Genomic DNA, 16,236 nt, shown 5'->3' on the forward strand with positions numbered 1-16,236 from the left:
AGCGCCGCTTCCAGCAGGTGCTGGTGGACGAGCCGTCCGTCGAGGACACCATCTCGATCCTGCGCGGGCTGCGTGAGCGCCTGGAGGTCTTCCACGGCGTCAAGATCCAGGACACCGCCCTGGTCTCGGCCGCGACCTTGAGCCACCGCTACATCAGCGACCGGTTCCTGCCGGACAAGGCCATCGACCTCGTCGACGAGGCGTGCGCCCGGCTGCGTACGGAGATCGACTCCATGCCCGCCGAGCTGGACGAGATCACCCGCCGGGTCACCCGCCTGGAGATCGAGGACGCCGCGCTCGCCAAGGAGACCGACCCGGCCAGCGAGCAGCGGCTGGCCGAGCTGCGCCGGGAACTGGCCGATCTGCGCGCCGATGCCGACGCCAAACGCGCCCAGTGGGAGGCCGAGCGGCAGTCCATCCGCCGGGTGCAGGAGCTGCGCAAGGAGCTGGAGGAGGTACGCCGCGAGGCGGAGGAGGCCGAACACGTCTACGACCTCAACCGCGCGGCCGAACTGCGCTACGGCAGGCTCCAGGAGCTGGAGCGCCGGCTGGTCGCCGAGGAGGAGCAGCTGGCCGCCAAACAGGGCGCCCACCGGCTGCTGCGCGAGGTCGTCACCGAGGACGAGATCGCCGACATCGTCTCCGCCTGGACCGGAATCCCCATCTCCCGCCTCCAGGAGGGCGAGCGGGAGAAGCTGCTGCGCCTGGACGAGATCCTGCGGGAGCGGGTCATCGGCCAGGACGAGGCGGTCAAGGTGGTCGCCGACGCCATCATCCGGGCCCGCTCGGGGATCCGGGACCCGCGCCGCCCGATCGGGTCGTTCATCTTCCTCGGCCCCACCGGTGTCGGCAAGACCGAGCTGGCCAAGACGCTGGCCGCGGCCCTGTTCGACACCGAGGACAATATGGTCCGCCTCGATATGAGCGAGTACCAGGAGCGGCACACCGTCAGCCGGCTGCTCGGCGCGCCGCCCGGATACGTCGGCTACGAGGAGGGCGGCCAGCTCACCGAGGCGGTGCGCCGCAAGCCGTACTCGGTGGTGCTGTTCGACGAGATCGAGAAGGCGCACCCCGACGTCTTCAACACCTTGCTGCAGGTCCTCGACGACGGGCGGATCACCGACGCCCAGGGCCGGGTGGTCGACTTCCGCAACACCATCCTGATCATGACGTCCAACATCGGCTCGGTGCACCTCCTCGACGGCGTCACCTCCGAGGGGGAGCTCAAACCGGACGCCCAGGGCCTGGTGATGAGCGAGCTGCGCGCACACTTCCGCCCCGAGTTCCTGAACCGGGTCGACGACATCGTGCTGTTCAAGCCGCTCGGCGAGCCCCAGATCGAGCGGATCGTGGACCTGCAGTTCGAGGAGTTGCGGCAGCGCCTGGCCGAGCGCCGGATCGCCGTCGAGCTCACCCAGGCCGCCCGGGAGGTCATCGCCCACGAGGGCTACGATCCCGTCTACGGGGCACGGCCGCTGCGCCGCTTCATCTCGCACGAGGTCGAGACCCTGATCGGACGCGCCCTGCTGCGCGGCGACGTCCAGGAGGGCGCCACGGTGCGCGTCGACGCCCAGCACGGCGAACTGGTCGTCACCTACGAGCAGGAACCACAGGAAGGGTGAACGCCATGGCCCTCGAGCCGGACCCACATCTGTCCATGGTCCGCGATGTCACCCCGCGCACCTCCGAAGGCTGCGAGGAGTGCCTGCGCCTGGGATCCGCCTGGGTACATCTGCGGCTCTGCCTGACCTGCGGACACGTCGGCTGCTGCGACTCCTCACCGCTCAGGCACGCCCGCGCCCACGCTCACGAGGAGGGACACCCCATCATGGAGCCGATGGAGCCGGGTGAGGACTGGCGGTGGTGCTTCGTCCACGAGGCGCTGGTCTGACGGCGCCGTAGGGGAGCAGGGCCATCTCGCGGGCGTTCTTGATGGCGCGGGCGATCTGCCGCTGCTGTCCGCGCGTCACATGGGTCACCCGGCGGCTGCGTATCTTCCCGCGGTCGGAGATGAACTTCCGCAGCAGCTCGGTGTCCTTGTAGTCCACGTACGTGAGCCCGGCGGCGTCGAGCGGGTTGACGCGGCGGCGCCTGGCCTCCTGGCGCCGGGGCGTCGCGGTCGAGGCCCGGTGAGGTGAAGGTGAGGTGCTGGCGGCGGTCGCCGTGGCGGGGATGCCAGTCCAGCGCGGCGGCGACCCGGCGCTCGGCGGGCATCATCTCCCAGGCCGCTTCCGGCAGCGCGGCCATCCAGGGTCCGGTGGACTCCACGCACAGCGCGCCGCCCGCCGCGTCCCACGACAGCAGGGTGTCGGGGCGGTCGGCCAGCCAGAAGCGTCCCCGGCTGCGCGCGGCGGCGCAGGCCAGATCCTCCAGCGCCGCGTAGAGCCGCCCGGGGTGGAAGGGCCGCTCGCGCCGCCAGACGAGGGTGCCCACGCCGTGTTCGTCGCGCTCCTGCGGCAGCAGCGCGCACGCCGGATGCTGCCGGGCGGCCGCCGCCGCGACGTCGAACCCCTCCAGCAGGGCGGCGCCGAGGGCCGCCTCACCCGTACGCACCCGCCGGGCGCCGGGCGTGAGCTGGGCGAGCAGCGCGTGGTCGGCGTCGCAGGCGGGCTCGTCGGCCGCGCCGCCCTCGGCGATGGCGATCACCGTGGGGTATTCGAGTTGCCGGGCGAAGGTGTCGGCGATGGTGCGCTGATCGGTCGGGGCGGCGGCGAGGCCCGCCTCGGCCAGGTCGTTGCCGTCCGCGAGACAGGGCACCAGAAGGGCCGGGTCGACCGCGGTGGCCACTCCGGTCAGCGCCAGGGGCGCGCCCTCGGCGGCGATGACCGCGGCCATGGCCTGCGGCTCGACCGACTCCCACAGCTCGACGACGGCCAGCCGGTGGCCGCCGCCGTCGGCCAGCCGCAGCAACTCGGGGACCAGGTCCTCGCGCAGCGCGCAGCACGCGCAGTTGTTCACCAGGGGCGCGTCGCCCTCGGCGAGCAGGCCCCGGGCGTCTCGTACGGTGCGGTGGACGGCGCCGTCGGCGGCGGCCGACAAGTCGTGATGCAGCGCGATGGAGCCGGGCACCGTGCGCAGGATCTCCTCGACGGCGGCCCGGCGGGCCTCGGTGTGCAGCCCGCCGACGATCGCGACGGGCAACCGCGCCTGTCCCCCGTGCCACCCGCGCGCCCCGTGCTCGGCGTACCCCCCGTGCTCGGCGTTCACTGGGTGCCCCGTCCGCGCCCGTAGCGCCGCTCGAAGCGCTCGATGCGGCCCGCGGTGTCCACGACGCGCTGGGTGCCGGTGTAGAAGGGGTGGCTCGCCGAGGAGATCTCGACGTCGATGACGGGGTACGTGCTGCCGTCCTCCCATACGACCGTCTTGTCGCTGGTGGCCGTGGAGCGGGTGAGGAAGGCGAAGTCGGCGGCCCGGTCGCGGAAGACGACCGGCCGGTACTCGGGGTGGATTCCAGGCTTCATGGCGGTCAGCGCTCCTCGCGGAAGTCGACGTGGCGGCCGACGACCGGGTCGTACTTGCGCAGGGTCATCCGGTCGGGGTCGTTACGGCGGTTCTTGCGGGTCACATAGGTGTAGCCGGTGCCGGCGGTGGACCTCAGTCTGACGATCGGGCGTAGTTCGTTCCGTGCCATGCCCCACAACATACATGAAGTTGGTTTTCATTTTCATCAATGGGCTAAGGTGCTCCCGTCAGCACCCGACGGAACGAGAGGAACACCATGTCCGCACACTGCCAACTCACCGGCCGGCAACCGGGCTTCGGCCACCGCATCTCCCACTCACACCGCCGCACCAAGCGCCGGTTCGACCCCAACATCCAGCGCAAGCGCTACTGGCTGCCGAGCGAGGGCCGCCATATCCGGCTCACCCTGAGCGCCAAGGGGATCAAGACCGTCGACGCGATCGGCGTCGAGGCCGCCGTGGCCCGTATCCACGCCAGGGGAGGAAAGGTCTGATGGCGAAGAAGAGCAAGATTGCCAAGAATGAGCGGCGCCGCGCGATCGTCGCCCGCTACGCCGAGCACCGCGCCGAACTGAAGGCGATCATCGCCGCCCCCGACAGCTCCGCCGAGGAACGCACCGCCTCCCAGCGGGAACTGCGCCGCCAGCCACGCGACGCCAGCGCCACCCGGGTGCGCAACCGCGACTCCGTCGACGGCCGACCCCGCGGCCATCTGCGCGCCTTCGGCCTGTCGCGGATCCGGCTGCGCGAGATGGCGCACGCGGGCGAACTCCCCGGGGTGACCAAGAGCAGTTGGTGATCCGCGCCCGCCGCTCAGCGCGCCGGAGCCGGATCGGCCGGCCGGCAGCCCCGCCTCCGTACCGCCTGGTTCACCCGGCCTGGGCGCGCTCCGGGTCGAGGGCGAGTTCGGAGAGGTTCATGGCCAGGGTGCGGTGAACGGCGGGCAGCCAGTCCAGGGCGCGCAGCGCGGTGTTCCTGACCGTGCGCAGCGGTGAGTTCCCGACCGTGGCGATCTTTGTCATCCGGTGGGTGAACGCCACGACCTGCTCGGCGACCGGGCGGCGCAGCGACTCGTACTCGTCCAGTACGTCCCGGCCGTCCCGCAGCGTCGTGACAAGTCTGCCGCCGAGGACGAGGGCGTCCTGGATGCCGGTGTTCATCCCCTGCCCGCCGGCCGGGCTGTGCACATGGGCCGCGTCCCCCGCGAGCAGCAGCCGTCCGGACCGGTAGTGGTCGGCCAGCCGGTGGTGCACCCTGAACCGCGAGCTCCACACCACCTCGGTCACCTTCCCCGGGTGGGCCTGAGGGCCGCGGGCGTCCAGCAGCCGCTGCACATCCCCGATGCCGGGACGGGCCGGGGCGTCGTCCTGGGTGGCGACGATGCGGTGTCTGCCGCCGGGCAGCGGGGCCACCACGGCCACGCCCTCCGGCGCGAAGCAGAGCTGGATCTCGTCGTCCCCGAGCGGCCAGTCCATCCTGACATCCGCCAGCACGAAGGACTGCGCGTAGGTGTCGCCGGTGAACGGGATCCCGGTGTGCTCCCGGACCGTGCTGTGCATACCGTCGGTGCCCACCGCGTACGCCGCCCGGATCTCCTGGCCGTCCGCCATGACCGCGGTCACGCCCTCCGCGTCCTGGCTGATACCGGCCAGCCGGTGGGGGCGCAGCACGCGCCCGCCGGACGCCTTCAGCCGGGCGAGCAGCACCTCCTCGGTGATGTTCTGCGGGACCAGCAGCGTGAAGGGGAAATCGGTGGGCAGATCGTCGAAGCCGACGGTGAGCAGGGTGCGGTCGCGGTCCCGGACGGTGAACCGGGTGACGAGCAGGCCCCGTTGGACCAGTTCGTCGGCCGCGTCGATCTCGCGGAGCACTTCGAGGGTCCGGGCGTGCACGACCGCGGCCCGCGAGGTGTTGGCCCCCTCCGCGGCCTGGTCCACCAGTACGGCGTCGATCCCGGCGGCGGCGAGCTTGGTCGCGAGGGCGAGGCCGACCGGTCCCGCACCCACGATCAGGACGTCCGCGGTCTGGGGAAGACGGTCCATCGATACCTCCAACGACGAGCGACACAAGCACAAACACCGGGCAGGCCCTCCGCGGCCTCGCCCGGGTGCCACGCTAGGGACCGGCGGGGGCGGGGGAATCTGCCGGATGACTGGGGTGTGCGGGTCGCACACCCGCTCGATCTAGGTATCGTCATAGCGTGCTGCGATCAGGGGGAGAGCGAGGGGCCGGGGCATCGGCGCCCCGTTCGCGGCCTGGTGACCGTACGGCGTGGCGGGGCCCCGCGTGGTGATGCACGGCCGGGCGGAGGAACTGGGCGCCCTCGACGGTCTGCTGGCCGCCGCCCGTGGCGGGCACAGCGGGGTCCTCGTGGTGCGCGGCGTCCCCGGCATCGGAAAGTCGGCGCTTCTGAATCATGTGGCGGCCATGGCCGCCGACCCGGCGCACTCGGCCGTCCCGTTCAGAACGATTCGCAGTACGGGGATCGAGTTCGAGGCCGAGCTGCCCTTCGCCGGACTGCACGCCCTGCTCCACCCGGCGCTGGACCGCGTGACCGCCCTGCCGGCGCCGCAGGCCGCCGCGCTGCGCGCAGCGTTCGGGCTCGCGGCGGCGGAGCCCGGGGACCGCTTCCTGGTGGGCCTCGCGGTCCTGTCGCTGCTCGCCGAACTCGCCGGGGACGGGGCGCTGCTGTGCGTCGTGGACGACGCGCACTGGCTGGACCGCGCCTCGACCGAGGCCCTGGTGTTCGCCGCCCGCAGGCTGACCGGCGAGGGGGTGGTGCTGCTCTTCGGGGCCCGGGAGACCGGTGCGGGCCACCCGCTGACGGGCCTGCCGGAGCTGCGTCTTGAAGGCCTGGGTCGGGCGGCGGCGAGCGCGCTGCTGGCCGAGACGAGCCCCGAACTGGCCGATGGCGTACGGGAGCGTGTCCTGGCCGAGGCCGGCGGCAATCCGCTCGCGCTGATCGAACTGCCCGACGCCCTCACCCCGCGGCAGCGGACGGGACGACTGCTGCCACTCGCCTTCCACTTCGGTTCGCTTCCGCTGACCGAGCGGCTGCGGAGCGCCTTCGGCGCCCAGGCCGACCGCCTCCCGGAGCCCTCGCGAACGCTGTTGCTGATCGCCGCCTTGGAGCAGACGGGCGACCTCGACGTGATCCTCCGGGCGGCCGGAAGCCTGGGCGCGGGGGTGGCGGACGCCGAGGCGGCCGAACGGTCCGGGCTGCTGCGCACCACGGCCGGTGCCGTGGGGTTCCGCCATCCGCTCGCCCGTGCCGCCGTCATCCAGGCGGCTCCGCTGCACCGGCGACTGGACGCCCACCGGGCCCTGGCCGCCGCACTCGGGGACGCCTCGGCCGACGCGCCGAACGACACCGCCGACCGCAGAGCCTGGCACCTGGCCGCGGCGGCCACCGGGACGGACGAGCGCGCCGCCGCCGCGCTGGAGCGGGCCGCCGACCGCGCCCGCAGCCGGTCCGGCTACGCGGCGCAGGCCATGGCCCTCGAACGCGCCGCGGAACTCACCCCGGACCCCGCTGTACGGGCGTACCGGCTGGTCGCCGCTGCCGAGGCGGCGACCGACTCGGGCGAGCCGCGCCGCGCGCTGGAGCTGGCCGAGCGGGCGGCGGAGGGAGCGGCCGAACCCTTCCTGGCCGCGCGCGTCGCCCATGTCCGGGCGACGGTGGAGTTCGAGGACGGGTCGCCGCTGCGCGCCGCGCGGCTGCTCATCGACGGGGCTCGCGCCCTCGACGGGAATCACCCGGGCAAAGCGGACAAGGCCGTCGCGATGCTGATGGAAGCCGTCCGCGACGCCTACTTCGCGGGCCATGCGCAACTGGCCCGCACCGCGGCGGACCGGCTGCTCGCAGTCGGCGGCAAGACCCCGTACAGCCGCGCGCTGAACGGCCTGGCCCGGCTGATCGCCGGTGACCCCGCGGCCGCGATCGGCCCCATGAACGCCCTGGCCGAGGCCGTTCTCGCCCCGTACGGCACCGTCCCCACCCCGGCCCCCCACCCCGGCGAGCGCCTGATCGCGGGGGCGATGGGAATGATGACCGGGGACGAGGAGACGGCGTCACGCATCCTCAATCCCTTGGTGGCCGACGCCCGGGCCGGCGGGCTGATCGGCTGGCTGCCCAGCATGCTGGAGCACCTCGCCATCACCGAGATCTACCTCGGCAACCACCAGGACGCCCGCGCGCACGCCCAGGAGGGGCTGTCGCTCGCCGAGAGCATCGGCCAGTCGCACCGGGCCGACCATCTGCGCTGCGTACTCGCCTGGTTGGCGGCCGCGGCCGGGGACGAGGAGGAGTGCCTGCGGCTCGCCGAGCCCGCCGTCGCCCGGGCGGCGGGGCGCCATACCCTGCGGACCGTGTCCTGGGGCAGCATGGCCATCGGTCTGCTCGACCTGGTCCATGGACGTCACGAGCAGGCGCTGAATCGCCTCGAGGCCACGGCCGACGCGCCGTCGGCCCGGGACAGCGGCTCCACCTTCCTCGTCCACCTCGCACCTGACCAGGTCGAGGCCGCCGCCCGCAGCGGACAGCCCGACCGGGCCGCCGCTCCGCTGGCCAAGTTCGAACGCTGGGCCCGCGCGGCCGACCGGCCCTGGGCCCACGCCGTCGCGCTGCGCTGCCGCGCGCTGACCGCACCCGCCGACGCGGCGGGCCCGCTGTACGCCGAGGCCGTCGCGCTGCACGCCCGGGGCGGGCGGCCCTTCGAACGGGCCCGCACCCAGCTGCTGTACGGGGAGTGGCTGCGGCGCGCCCGCCGCAAGGCCGACGCCCGCTCCCAACTGCGCTCAGCGCTGGAGGCGTTCGAACGCATCGAGGCGGCCGCCTGGGCCGACCGGGCCCGCGGCGAACTGCGGGCGACGGGGGTGTCGCACCCGCGCGCTGCGGCGGGGTCCGGGCTCGACCGGCTCACCCCGCAAGAGTTCCAGGTGATCCGTCTGGCCGCGGACGGGCTGTCGAACCGGGACATCGCCGCCCAGCTGTTCCTCAGCCCGCGTACCGTCGGCTACCACCTCTACAAGGCGTACCCGAAGCTCGGCATCGCCTCCCGCCGCGAACTCGGCGCGCTGGCCCCATTGGGCCGGTCAGGATGAGCCGCGCCCCGGGTCGGCCCGCCGGCCGCTCCGCGGCTGACCGTTCGGCCCTGGCCGGATGGCCGCTCGGCGCGCGCCGTCAGGAGATGTAGCCCTCCCGCAGGGCGTACGCCACGGCGTGGGCGCGGTTGCGCAGGCCCAGCCGGGTCGTCAGGCCCTGGATGACGTTCTTCACGGTCCGTTCGGAGTAGGCGAGTTTGACGGCGATCTCGCCGGTGCCCATCCCCTCCGCGACCAGCCGCAGGACGTCGGTCTCACGCGGCGCCAGGCCGAGCGGCACCCCGGGGCGGCCGACCGCGCCGGGCCGCAGCGCGCCGACCTGGCTGACCAGTTGGCCGATCAGATCGGTGGGGAGGTCGCCATCACCGCGGGAGGCCGCGAGTACCGCCTGGAACAGACGGTCTCCGGTGGCCTCGCGCCGCCAGACGATGGCCCCGACGCCGCATTCGATCACATCGAGCAGTTCGGCCCGGCGGATCAGGCTCGCGACCAGGACCACGCGCAGCCTCGCGTCGTGCACGAGTCTGCGCAGGCCGGTGAGCGTGGTCTCGTCGACCGAGTCCGCGAGCAGCACCGCCACATCTCCCACCTGGGCGTCCGACTCATCGACGAGGGCGACCTCGGGGTGCCTGCGCAGCTGGCCGACCGCCCCTTCCTGGGAGATCGGGTCCTGCGCGTGGATAACGACGGAAATCCTGCGCCTGGATTCCCTCGTCGCCGACTGTGGGTTCGGCGGCTCTGAAGAGGCGCGCAATGTTCTCCCTCTGTCCACCGCGAAACGGATTGCGGGGCTCCGGATGTGATCATACGGTAGCCGACCTCGGCGACCGTGCGTTCGAAAGCCTCCTTTATCGTTCCGATACCATCGGCGCCCCATACAGCGAAAACGCTAAGGAAACTCCTCGAAAACCCGCCACAACCCCGGGCGAGACCGCCGACCACGCCTCGCGGCGCCCGAGGAGGGCCACCGGGAGCGGGTCGTGGCGATCGTCACCGGCCGCACCGCGCAGGAGTAAAGGCGAGTGGGCCCGCTTGTCAACACCGTCGCGTATTTCACGTGGGAATTTATCCTCCGTCCATCCGAGAATGCTTTCCTTTCCCTGAGGGAGTACAAAGCGGCAGCGGTGGTGGAAGGGCGGGCTCGGCGGTGGTGGATATGAATATGCCAGGTGGCGGGCGCGGGGTCCTCGAAGGCGCGTTCGCCTTGCTGGAGGCCGTGGAAAGGGCCGGGGAATCCCGGCTGACAGCATTGGCCGCGGAGAGCGGATTACCGAAGACGACCGCACGCCGGCTCCTCGAACAACTCGTCGAATTGGGCGCGGTGGAACGCTCGGGCGGCCTTTTCCGAATGGGCTCGCGCATGTTCCGGCTCGGTCTCGGCTGGCAGCCGCACCCCGGCATGCTGGCGCTCGCCCGCAGACCTGTCCACGAGTTGGCGAGAGCCACCGGTGCGACGGTGGGGATCTTCGTACTGCGCGAGGGCCGGGCGCTGACGGCCGCCGCGGTCCCGGGCGAATGGGATACCTTCGCGCCGATGCGAGCGGGGACGGCCTTCCCCTGGACGACCGCCGCGGGAAAGGTCCTGGTGGCGGGCGCGCCCGCCGGCCTGCCCGTCGACCCGCCGACCAAGGCGTGGTCCCGGGAGGCGGCACAGATCCGGGAGGCCGGGTTCGCCGTCGACCGTCAGGAGGTCGCGGAGGGGGTGTGCTGTGTCGCCGTCCCCCTGCGCGGCCGCAGCGGCACGGCCGTCGCGGCCCTGTGCGCCCTGGTCGACCCCTCTCAGCCGCTGTCCCCCCTGACGGCCTCGGTGGTACGGACGGGGAGGGTCATCAGCGCCTCGATGCAAGGGCGCCCGGGGCGCTGATCCGCTCAGCGGCACAACAGATGTCCCGGAGTGACCCGCTGTGCGAAGGTCGGGGCCAGTGGCCCGGAGTGCGGCCCTCGTCACCCTCTGTGGAGATCACCATGACCCATGTCGCCGAGTCCGGATCGGGATCCAGGTCCGGAACCGACACGCCGAGCATCCCCTCACCGGTGCCGCCGACGGCTCTTCCCACAATCCCGCCGACGACTCCGCCGGTGACGGCGCCCGTGCTCGACCAGTCCACCCGCGAGATCGACAAAGCGACTTTCGTCCCCCTGGACGTGGAGACCCCACCCATCGGACAGGCCCTGACGAAGGCCGCGTTCGTACGCCAGCTCCAGCTCCAGCCGGACGAGGCGAACGCGATACGGGACCGGCACCCCGAACTCGCCGAGCCCCTGCGGGACCTGCTCACCCCGCCCTCCTTCTCCCCCGCTCCGCTCTCCGCCTTCGCCGCGGTCCACACCCGCGCACTCGAAGAGTTCGGACAGGCTGTCGTCGCCCTGCGCCACGAGCGCGCGGAGGAGACCGAGACATCCGATCGCGGCGCGGCGCTACAGGCGCTGCAGACCGCCGTGGTCGCGGCCAAGGGCCTCGAGGCCAACACCGCCGCGCCCCGGATGGGCCTGATGAACCTGGAACGGCTGGAGATGACCCCGGCCGGGATCGAGCGCGGCGAACTCGTCGCCACCATTCCCCTGGCCCCGCAGGAGGAGACCGCCGTCACCTACAAGGAATGGTCGGTCCAGAAGAAGGAGTTCAGCTCGATCGTCACCGACTCGCTGGAGACCTTCAGCGAGACCGGGGTCACGGACAACACCGAGCTGTCGCAGTCGACGTCCTCACAGCAGCAGCACTCCAACCAGTTCAACATCACCGGGACCGTCTCCGGCGGCATCCCCGTCATCTCCGGCTCCGTCACCTCGGGATACACCGGGCAGGACGCCGCCTCCCAGTCGGCGACCGACAGCAGGAAGCACGCCACCACCCTGACCCAGAAGGCGTCCACCCGCGCCCGGCAGGAGCACAAGGTCACCATCACCACGACCACGGTCACCGGGACCTCGCAGACCACCACCAGGACGCTGAAGAACCCCAGCGCGACCAACCCGATCCGCATCGACTACTTCAGCCTCATGCGCAAGTGGCGGGTCCGCCTCTACCGGTACGGCATGCGGCAGACCTACGACGTCGTCCTCCCGGAGCCCGCCGCCACCATGCGCCGCCCGTACGCGGAGCTGGAGGCGCTGCAGGCCCAACTCGGGCCGTTCGTCTTCAACATCCCGCACAACGACATCACCGCCGAGGTCCGCAAGGGCGACCCGGAGCCGCCGGAGACCGACCCGCCCACCCCCAAGTCGCCGCACTATCTGGTGCTCGCCGACCAGTACGACGCGCAGGTGCCGCCGCCGCCCCCGGACCTGCCCCCGCAGACGTACGCGGTGGAGACCGGGCCGCTTCCGCAGGGCCGCGGCGTCACCAGGATGCCGCTCAACATCCCCGCCGGGTACGAGATCGTGAGCATCACCATCAGCGGCCGGATGACGAGCTTCGCCGGCCGTTCGGGCCAGTTCACCATCGAGGGCACCACCCTGCCCTTCGATCCCTTCGGGGAGAAGATCTTCGCCCCGGACACGGTGCTCAAGCGGGACACCGACGGCGGCGACTTCATGGCCGGCGCCACCGGGACACCGGTCCTCGTCCTGGTCTTCGACCAGGTGTCCACCCAGTCCCTGCTGCTGACCGCCGAAGTCCAGCCCACCCAAGCTGCCATGGAGCGCTGGCAGTTCGATGTGTGGAACGCGCTCTACACGGCCGCGCAGACCAAATACTACGCACAGCAGCAGGACATCGCCGGCCGGATCGCGGCGCTTGAAGCGCGGCTGAACGACGTGGACACGCTCACCCTGCGCCGTGAAGAGAGCGACGAGATCATGAAGAACGTGCTGCGCTACCTGCTCGGCGGCAGGTTCCCCAGCATGCCGAAGGAAGTCCTCGACGCGTTCACCGCGGCCAAAGTGGACGTGGCACACGGCACCGGCTTCGAGGGAAACACCATCGGCCCCGACTCGACGCTGTGGACGACGGTCCGCCAGTACGAGGACGTCGTACGCTTCGTCAACCAGGCCATCGAGTGGGAGAACGTGGTCAGCTTCCTCTACTCGTACTTCTGGGACCTCCCCGAGAGCTGGCGCTTCATCCGCGAGATCGAACACCCCGACGCCAACCGGCAGGCGTTTCTGCGCGCGGGCAGCGCGCGGGTGGTGCTCACCATTCGCAGGGGCTGGGAGACGCGGTGGGTGAACTTCGTCGAGCACGGTGTCATCGACGATCCGAACGCCCCCGAGAACCCCTCGCAGTACTGGACCATCGCCCAGGAGATCGCCGCCTACGACGACCGCAACTATCCGGGCATCCCGCCCGCCAACCCCGGCCGGGTCGCCACCCGGCTGGAGGACGCGGTGTTCACCACCTCGACCGCCACGGTGGGCCCCTCCACCCGGCCGGTGTCCATTCCGGTCGCCTCCAGCTCGGGGTTCGTGGTCGGCGCCCAGGTCGTCATCGACGCGGTCCACGGTCTGGAACACAGCCAGGAGGCGCAGAAGATCACCAGGATTCCCGACGGCACCCATATCGAGGTCGCCGGGCTCGACAACGCCCACAACGGGTCCCCGGCCGCGCCGTTCCCGGTCATGCAGCCGGGCGAGAAGGGCGAACTGATCGCCGAATGGAACGAATACACCCCGACGTCGGGCACGGACATCGCGGTCACCAGCAATCTCTCGGCCATCTCCTGAAGGGTGTTGATGCGTCATGGCCTCCGGGCTCGACACCCAGCAGATCACCATCTGCCCCGGCGAGGGCAACTTCACCCGGGGCGCGGGGCGGGTACGAGGCACCGCGAAGGGTGAAGAGAACACCATGGAGTGGCAGTGGGCCCAAGGGGCCATGTTCGGCTACTTCTACCCCGACTTCAAAGGCCGCTATCCCGAAGCGTCCTTCGTCCTGGCCGAGAACGAGTACACGCGGCTGCTCACCAATCTGACGGGGCCTGACCGGTTGCTGGGGCGGCTGGTCAAGGAGTTCCGCAGGGACTACAAGGCCGGCGGGCAGCTGCGCCCCGACATTCTCGGATTCTGTGCCAGGCCCCCGCAGGCCGGTCCGATCGTACTGGAACTGCTGGAGGTCTCCACCGCGAATCAGGCGGTGCCCACCCTCAGAGACGACATCGGCTACAAGCTGAACAAGTTCCAGCAGATCATCCGCAGGCTCGACCCCGACATCAAGGAGGGCTTCAGCCTGACCTCCTACAGCGTTCAGGCCGGTGCCTCCAAGTGGCGGCCGATCCCCATGTACCAGCGGATCGTCCCGCTGCCGCCGTACACCGACGAACAGGGCAACAAGTACGTCGAGTGGATCTGCTTCCAGCCGACGTTCAACCGCAACTGGCCCTACGGAATCGACGGGCTGCTGCTGTACGAGATCCACCGCATGCCCTACAACTCCGATCTGGCGGTCGTACGCAAGCTGATCGACGAGGAGAAACGCCGCCGAGCGGCCGCCCGGACCCCGTACGGCGTGACCCTGACCCCATGGCTGAACGAGGAATACCTCAATCGGATGCCGCGTGACCGGGACGCCCTGCGGTTGGCCGCCGCGGTCATGGGCGTCGGGCTGCTGGCACTGCTCGCCATCGAACTGCTACCGGTGGTCGCGGGCCTGGAGCTCGGCGCGGCGGCGGTCGGAACGGGCCTGACCGAAGCGGGGGCGGGGGCGGGCGTGGCGGCCGAGGCCGGGGAGGTGGGCGCGGCCGCCCTCGCCGCACGGGCCTCCGCCATGCCCACGGCGCTGGAGACCGCGGGCAAGTGGCTCTCGGCCCTCGGCCGCCACCTGCTGCTCAACCCGAAGCCGGCGTTCGCGGGCTGAGGCGTGAACTCGTCAGGCCGGTGAGCATGCGGTGCCGGTGCAATCGGCGCTCGTGCGGCATGCCTTGCGGTATTCGCTGGGGCTCACCCCGTGGATTCGTTTGAAGGCCGCGCTGAAGCCGAACGCGTCCGCGTATCCGACCTGGTGCGCCACCGCGGCAACCGTCGCGGTGGACTCCAGCAGGAGATCGGCGGCCAGGGTCATCCGCCAGTCGGTGAGATACGTCAATGGCGGCTTGCCCACCAGCTCGGCGAACCGACCGGTCAGCGTCGTCCGCGACACCCCCGCCTCACCGGCCAGCGCCGCCAGCGTCCAGGGCCGGTCCGGCGCCGCATGCATGGCCCGCAGCACCGGGCCGACCGCCTCGTCGCCCAGCGCGCGGAACCAGCCGACAGGCACGGCCCCGGGCCGGTCGAGCCAACCCCGCAACGCGCACACCAGCAGCCAGTCGAGCAGGCGGTCCAGCACGACCTGCTGCCCCGGCGGACACGCGGCGGACTGCGCGTCCAGGAAGTCGAGCAGCGACGCACACCCGTCGTTGCCGGGCATCACCAACACTGGGGGCAGCACCCCGAGCAGCCGCTGCGCCACCTGAGTCCGCACCTGGAACGTCCCGACGACCAGCACCGTACGATCGGCCGGCGCCACCTCGGCCGGCCCCTGCGGCCGGGGCCGGTCGGAGAGGGCGAACGGCCCGGGCCCCCGTACGATCGCGGTGTCCCCGACCCGGACCGGCCGCGGCTGTTCGCCCTCGCCACGGGAGATCCAGCCCTCACCCCGCAGCGGCGTACACAGCGTCAGGGACGCCCCCTCGGTGAACCGCAGCGTCCACGGCGGCGTCAGCTCCGTCCGGCTGAAGCCGACACCGTCCGAGCGGACACCTCGCAGCAGATCGTCGAACGGATCCATAAACCTCACGATAGCCGTCCGGACGATCGCACATGATCCTCGGACTACGGCCCATGCCCCGTCCTGTACCGCGGCCAGTTGACTGGCCGACATGACGACACGCAGCAACCAAGCGATTCTGGTCCTGGGCGCGACGGGCAAGATCGGACGCCGACTGGTGCACACCCTGCGGGCGGCGGGCAGGACCGTCCGGGCCGCGTCCCGCTCCGGCGAGGTCCGCTTCGACTGGTCCGACCAGGACACCTGGCCCACCGCCCTGGAAGGGGCGTCGGCGGTGTACCTCATGGCTCCCCAGGACCCGGCACTGGCCCCGATCTTCGTCAAGCAGGCCACCGAGGCGGGCGTCGGCCGTTTCGTGGCCCTGTCCGGGCGCGGAATCGACCAGGTCCCCGCGGACTTCTTCCAGGGGATGACCGCGGCGGAGAGGGCCGTACGCGAGTCCGGTGTGCAGTGGACCATCCTCCGCCCGAACAACTTCAACCAGAACTTCGACGACGACGCCGTCTGGCGCGCTCCGCTGCGGGACGGCCGGCTGGCCCTGCCGATCGGCTCCGTGCCCGAGCCGTTCATCGACGCCCAGGACATCGCCGACGTCGCCGCGGCCGCGCTGACCTCGGACGGCCACCACGGGCAGGTGTACGACCTCTCCGGACCGCGAGCCCTCACCTTCGGCACGGCGGTGGCGACGATCGCCAAGGCGGCGGGGCGGTCCATCCGCTATGTGGAGCTCACACCGGAGGAGTACCGGGCCGAGCTCCTGGCCGAGGGGGTCTCCGAGGATGCCGCCGCGGAGCTCAACGCGCTGTTCGCCGGGATGCGGGCCGGACACTTCGCCGAGCCCGCCGACGGAGTACGGCGCGTACTCGGGCGCGACCCCGTCGACTTCGACACCTACGCCACCCGGGCCGCCGCGGCCGGCGCCTGGTCGTAGCCGAGCGTACGCCGGTGGCACCCGCGCTCGCGGGTGCCACC

15 protein-coding genes are annotated in these 16,236 nt (G+C 71.7%); 9 read left to right on the forward strand and 6 right to left on the reverse strand.

Going from position 1 to position 16,236, the window contains the following annotated elements:
* Nucleotides 1–1,622, forward strand: a 1,622-nt coding sequence (locus ACWDSL_RS45115; protein WP_450494481.1) for an ATP-dependent Clp protease ATP-binding subunit, incomplete at its 5' end; no start/stop codon positions are given.
* Nucleotides 1,623–1,627: 5 nt separating this feature from the next.
* Nucleotides 1,628–1,891: a UBP-type zinc finger domain-containing protein gene (locus ACWDSL_RS45120; protein WP_450494483.1), complete on the forward strand. Its 264-nt coding sequence runs from the start codon at nucleotides 1,628–1,630 to the stop codon at nucleotides 1,889–1,891.
* Here ACWDSL_RS45120 and ACWDSL_RS45125 read toward each other — a convergent pair.
* The 3 genes from ACWDSL_RS45125 to rpmG all read right to left on the reverse strand — a co-directional run bounded on the left by ACWDSL_RS45125 (nucleotide 1,807) and on the right by rpmG (nucleotide 3,631).
* Entirely contained in the window at nucleotides 1,807–3,141 is a 1,335-nt protein-coding gene (locus ACWDSL_RS45125; RefSeq protein WP_450494507.1) for a CobW family GTP-binding protein, read from the reverse strand. The two genes, ACWDSL_RS45120 and ACWDSL_RS45125, sit on opposite strands and share 85 nt — an antisense overlap.
* A gap of 62 nt (nucleotides 3,142–3,203) precedes the next feature.
* Nucleotides 3,204–3,461 (reverse strand): type B 50S ribosomal protein L31, encoded by a 258-nt coding sequence (locus ACWDSL_RS45130; protein ID WP_450494485.1) that lies wholly within the window; start codon nucleotides 3,459–3,461, stop codon nucleotides 3,204–3,206.
* A 5-nt stretch (nucleotides 3,462–3,466) separates the two neighbouring features.
* A complete protein-coding gene (rpmG, locus tag ACWDSL_RS45135; protein ID WP_450494487.1) occupies nucleotides 3,467–3,631 on the reverse strand; it encodes a 50S ribosomal protein L33 in 165 nt (54 codons plus the stop codon).
* Nucleotides 3,632–3,718: 87 nt separating this feature from the next.
* On the opposite strand from rpmG, the gene rpmB reads away from it, so the two are divergent.
* Nucleotides 3,719–3,955 carry a 50S ribosomal protein L28 gene (gene rpmB, locus ACWDSL_RS45140; protein WP_450494489.1) on the forward strand — a complete coding sequence of 79 codons (237 nt, stop codon included), beginning with the start codon at nucleotides 3,719–3,721 and terminating at the stop codon, nucleotides 3,953–3,955.
* Complete coding sequence (gene rpsN / locus ACWDSL_RS45145) at nucleotides 3,955–4,260, forward strand: 30S ribosomal protein S14 (protein ID WP_450494491.1); 306 nt, start codon at nucleotides 3,955–3,957, stop codon at nucleotides 4,258–4,260. Before rpmB ends, rpsN begins: the two co-directional genes overlap by 1 nt.
* 70 nt (nucleotides 4,261–4,330) lie before the next feature.
* Here the strand turns inward: rpsN and ACWDSL_RS45150 are convergent, their stop codons facing one another.
* Nucleotides 4,331–5,503 (reverse strand): FAD-dependent oxidoreductase, encoded by a 1,173-nt coding sequence (locus ACWDSL_RS45150; RefSeq protein WP_450494492.1) that lies wholly within the window; start codon nucleotides 5,501–5,503, stop codon nucleotides 4,331–4,333.
* A gap of 229 nt (nucleotides 5,504–5,732) precedes the next feature.
* Between ACWDSL_RS45150 and ACWDSL_RS45155 the strand changes: the two genes are divergently transcribed.
* A complete protein-coding gene (locus ACWDSL_RS45155) occupies nucleotides 5,733–8,564 on the forward strand; it encodes an ATP-binding protein (protein WP_450494494.1) in 2,832 nt (943 codons plus the stop codon).
* Between the two features lie 79 nt (nucleotides 8,565–8,643).
* Here the strand turns inward: ACWDSL_RS45155 and ACWDSL_RS45160 are convergent, their stop codons facing one another.
* A complete protein-coding gene (locus ACWDSL_RS45160; protein ID WP_450494496.1) occupies nucleotides 8,644–9,318 on the reverse strand; it encodes a response regulator transcription factor in 675 nt (224 codons plus the stop codon).
* Between the two features lie 402 nt (nucleotides 9,319–9,720).
* Between ACWDSL_RS45160 and ACWDSL_RS45165 the strand changes: the two genes are divergently transcribed.
* The 3 genes from ACWDSL_RS45165 to ACWDSL_RS45175 all read left to right on the forward strand — a co-directional run bounded on the left by ACWDSL_RS45165 (nucleotide 9,721) and on the right by ACWDSL_RS45175 (nucleotide 14,355).
* Nucleotides 9,721–10,428: an IclR family transcriptional regulator gene (locus ACWDSL_RS45165; protein WP_450494498.1), complete on the forward strand. Its 708-nt coding sequence runs from the start codon at nucleotides 9,721–9,723 to the stop codon at nucleotides 10,426–10,428.
* A 215-nt stretch (nucleotides 10,429–10,643) separates the two neighbouring features.
* A complete protein-coding gene (locus ACWDSL_RS45170) occupies nucleotides 10,644–13,226 on the forward strand; it encodes a hypothetical protein (RefSeq protein WP_450494500.1) in 2,583 nt (860 codons plus the stop codon).
* 16 nt (nucleotides 13,227–13,242) lie between these two features.
* Nucleotides 13,243–14,355 (forward strand): hypothetical protein, encoded by a 1,113-nt coding sequence (locus ACWDSL_RS45175; RefSeq protein WP_450494502.1) that lies wholly within the window; start codon nucleotides 13,243–13,245, stop codon nucleotides 14,353–14,355.
* A 12-nt stretch (nucleotides 14,356–14,367) separates the two neighbouring features.
* Here the strand turns inward: ACWDSL_RS45175 and ACWDSL_RS45180 are convergent, their stop codons facing one another.
* Nucleotides 14,368–15,264 (reverse strand): AraC family transcriptional regulator, encoded by an 897-nt coding sequence (locus tag ACWDSL_RS45180; RefSeq protein WP_450494503.1) that lies wholly within the window; start codon nucleotides 15,262–15,264, stop codon nucleotides 14,368–14,370.
* A 91-nt stretch (nucleotides 15,265–15,355) separates the two neighbouring features.
* Between ACWDSL_RS45180 and ACWDSL_RS45185 the strand changes: the two genes are divergently transcribed.
* Nucleotides 15,356–16,195 (forward strand): NAD(P)H-binding protein, encoded by an 840-nt coding sequence (locus tag ACWDSL_RS45185; protein WP_450494505.1) that lies wholly within the window; start codon nucleotides 15,356–15,358, stop codon nucleotides 16,193–16,195.
* Nucleotides 16,196–16,236: the final 41 nt, after the last annotated feature.

Source organism: Streptomyces sp. NPDC000941 (genome assembly GCF_053599555.1).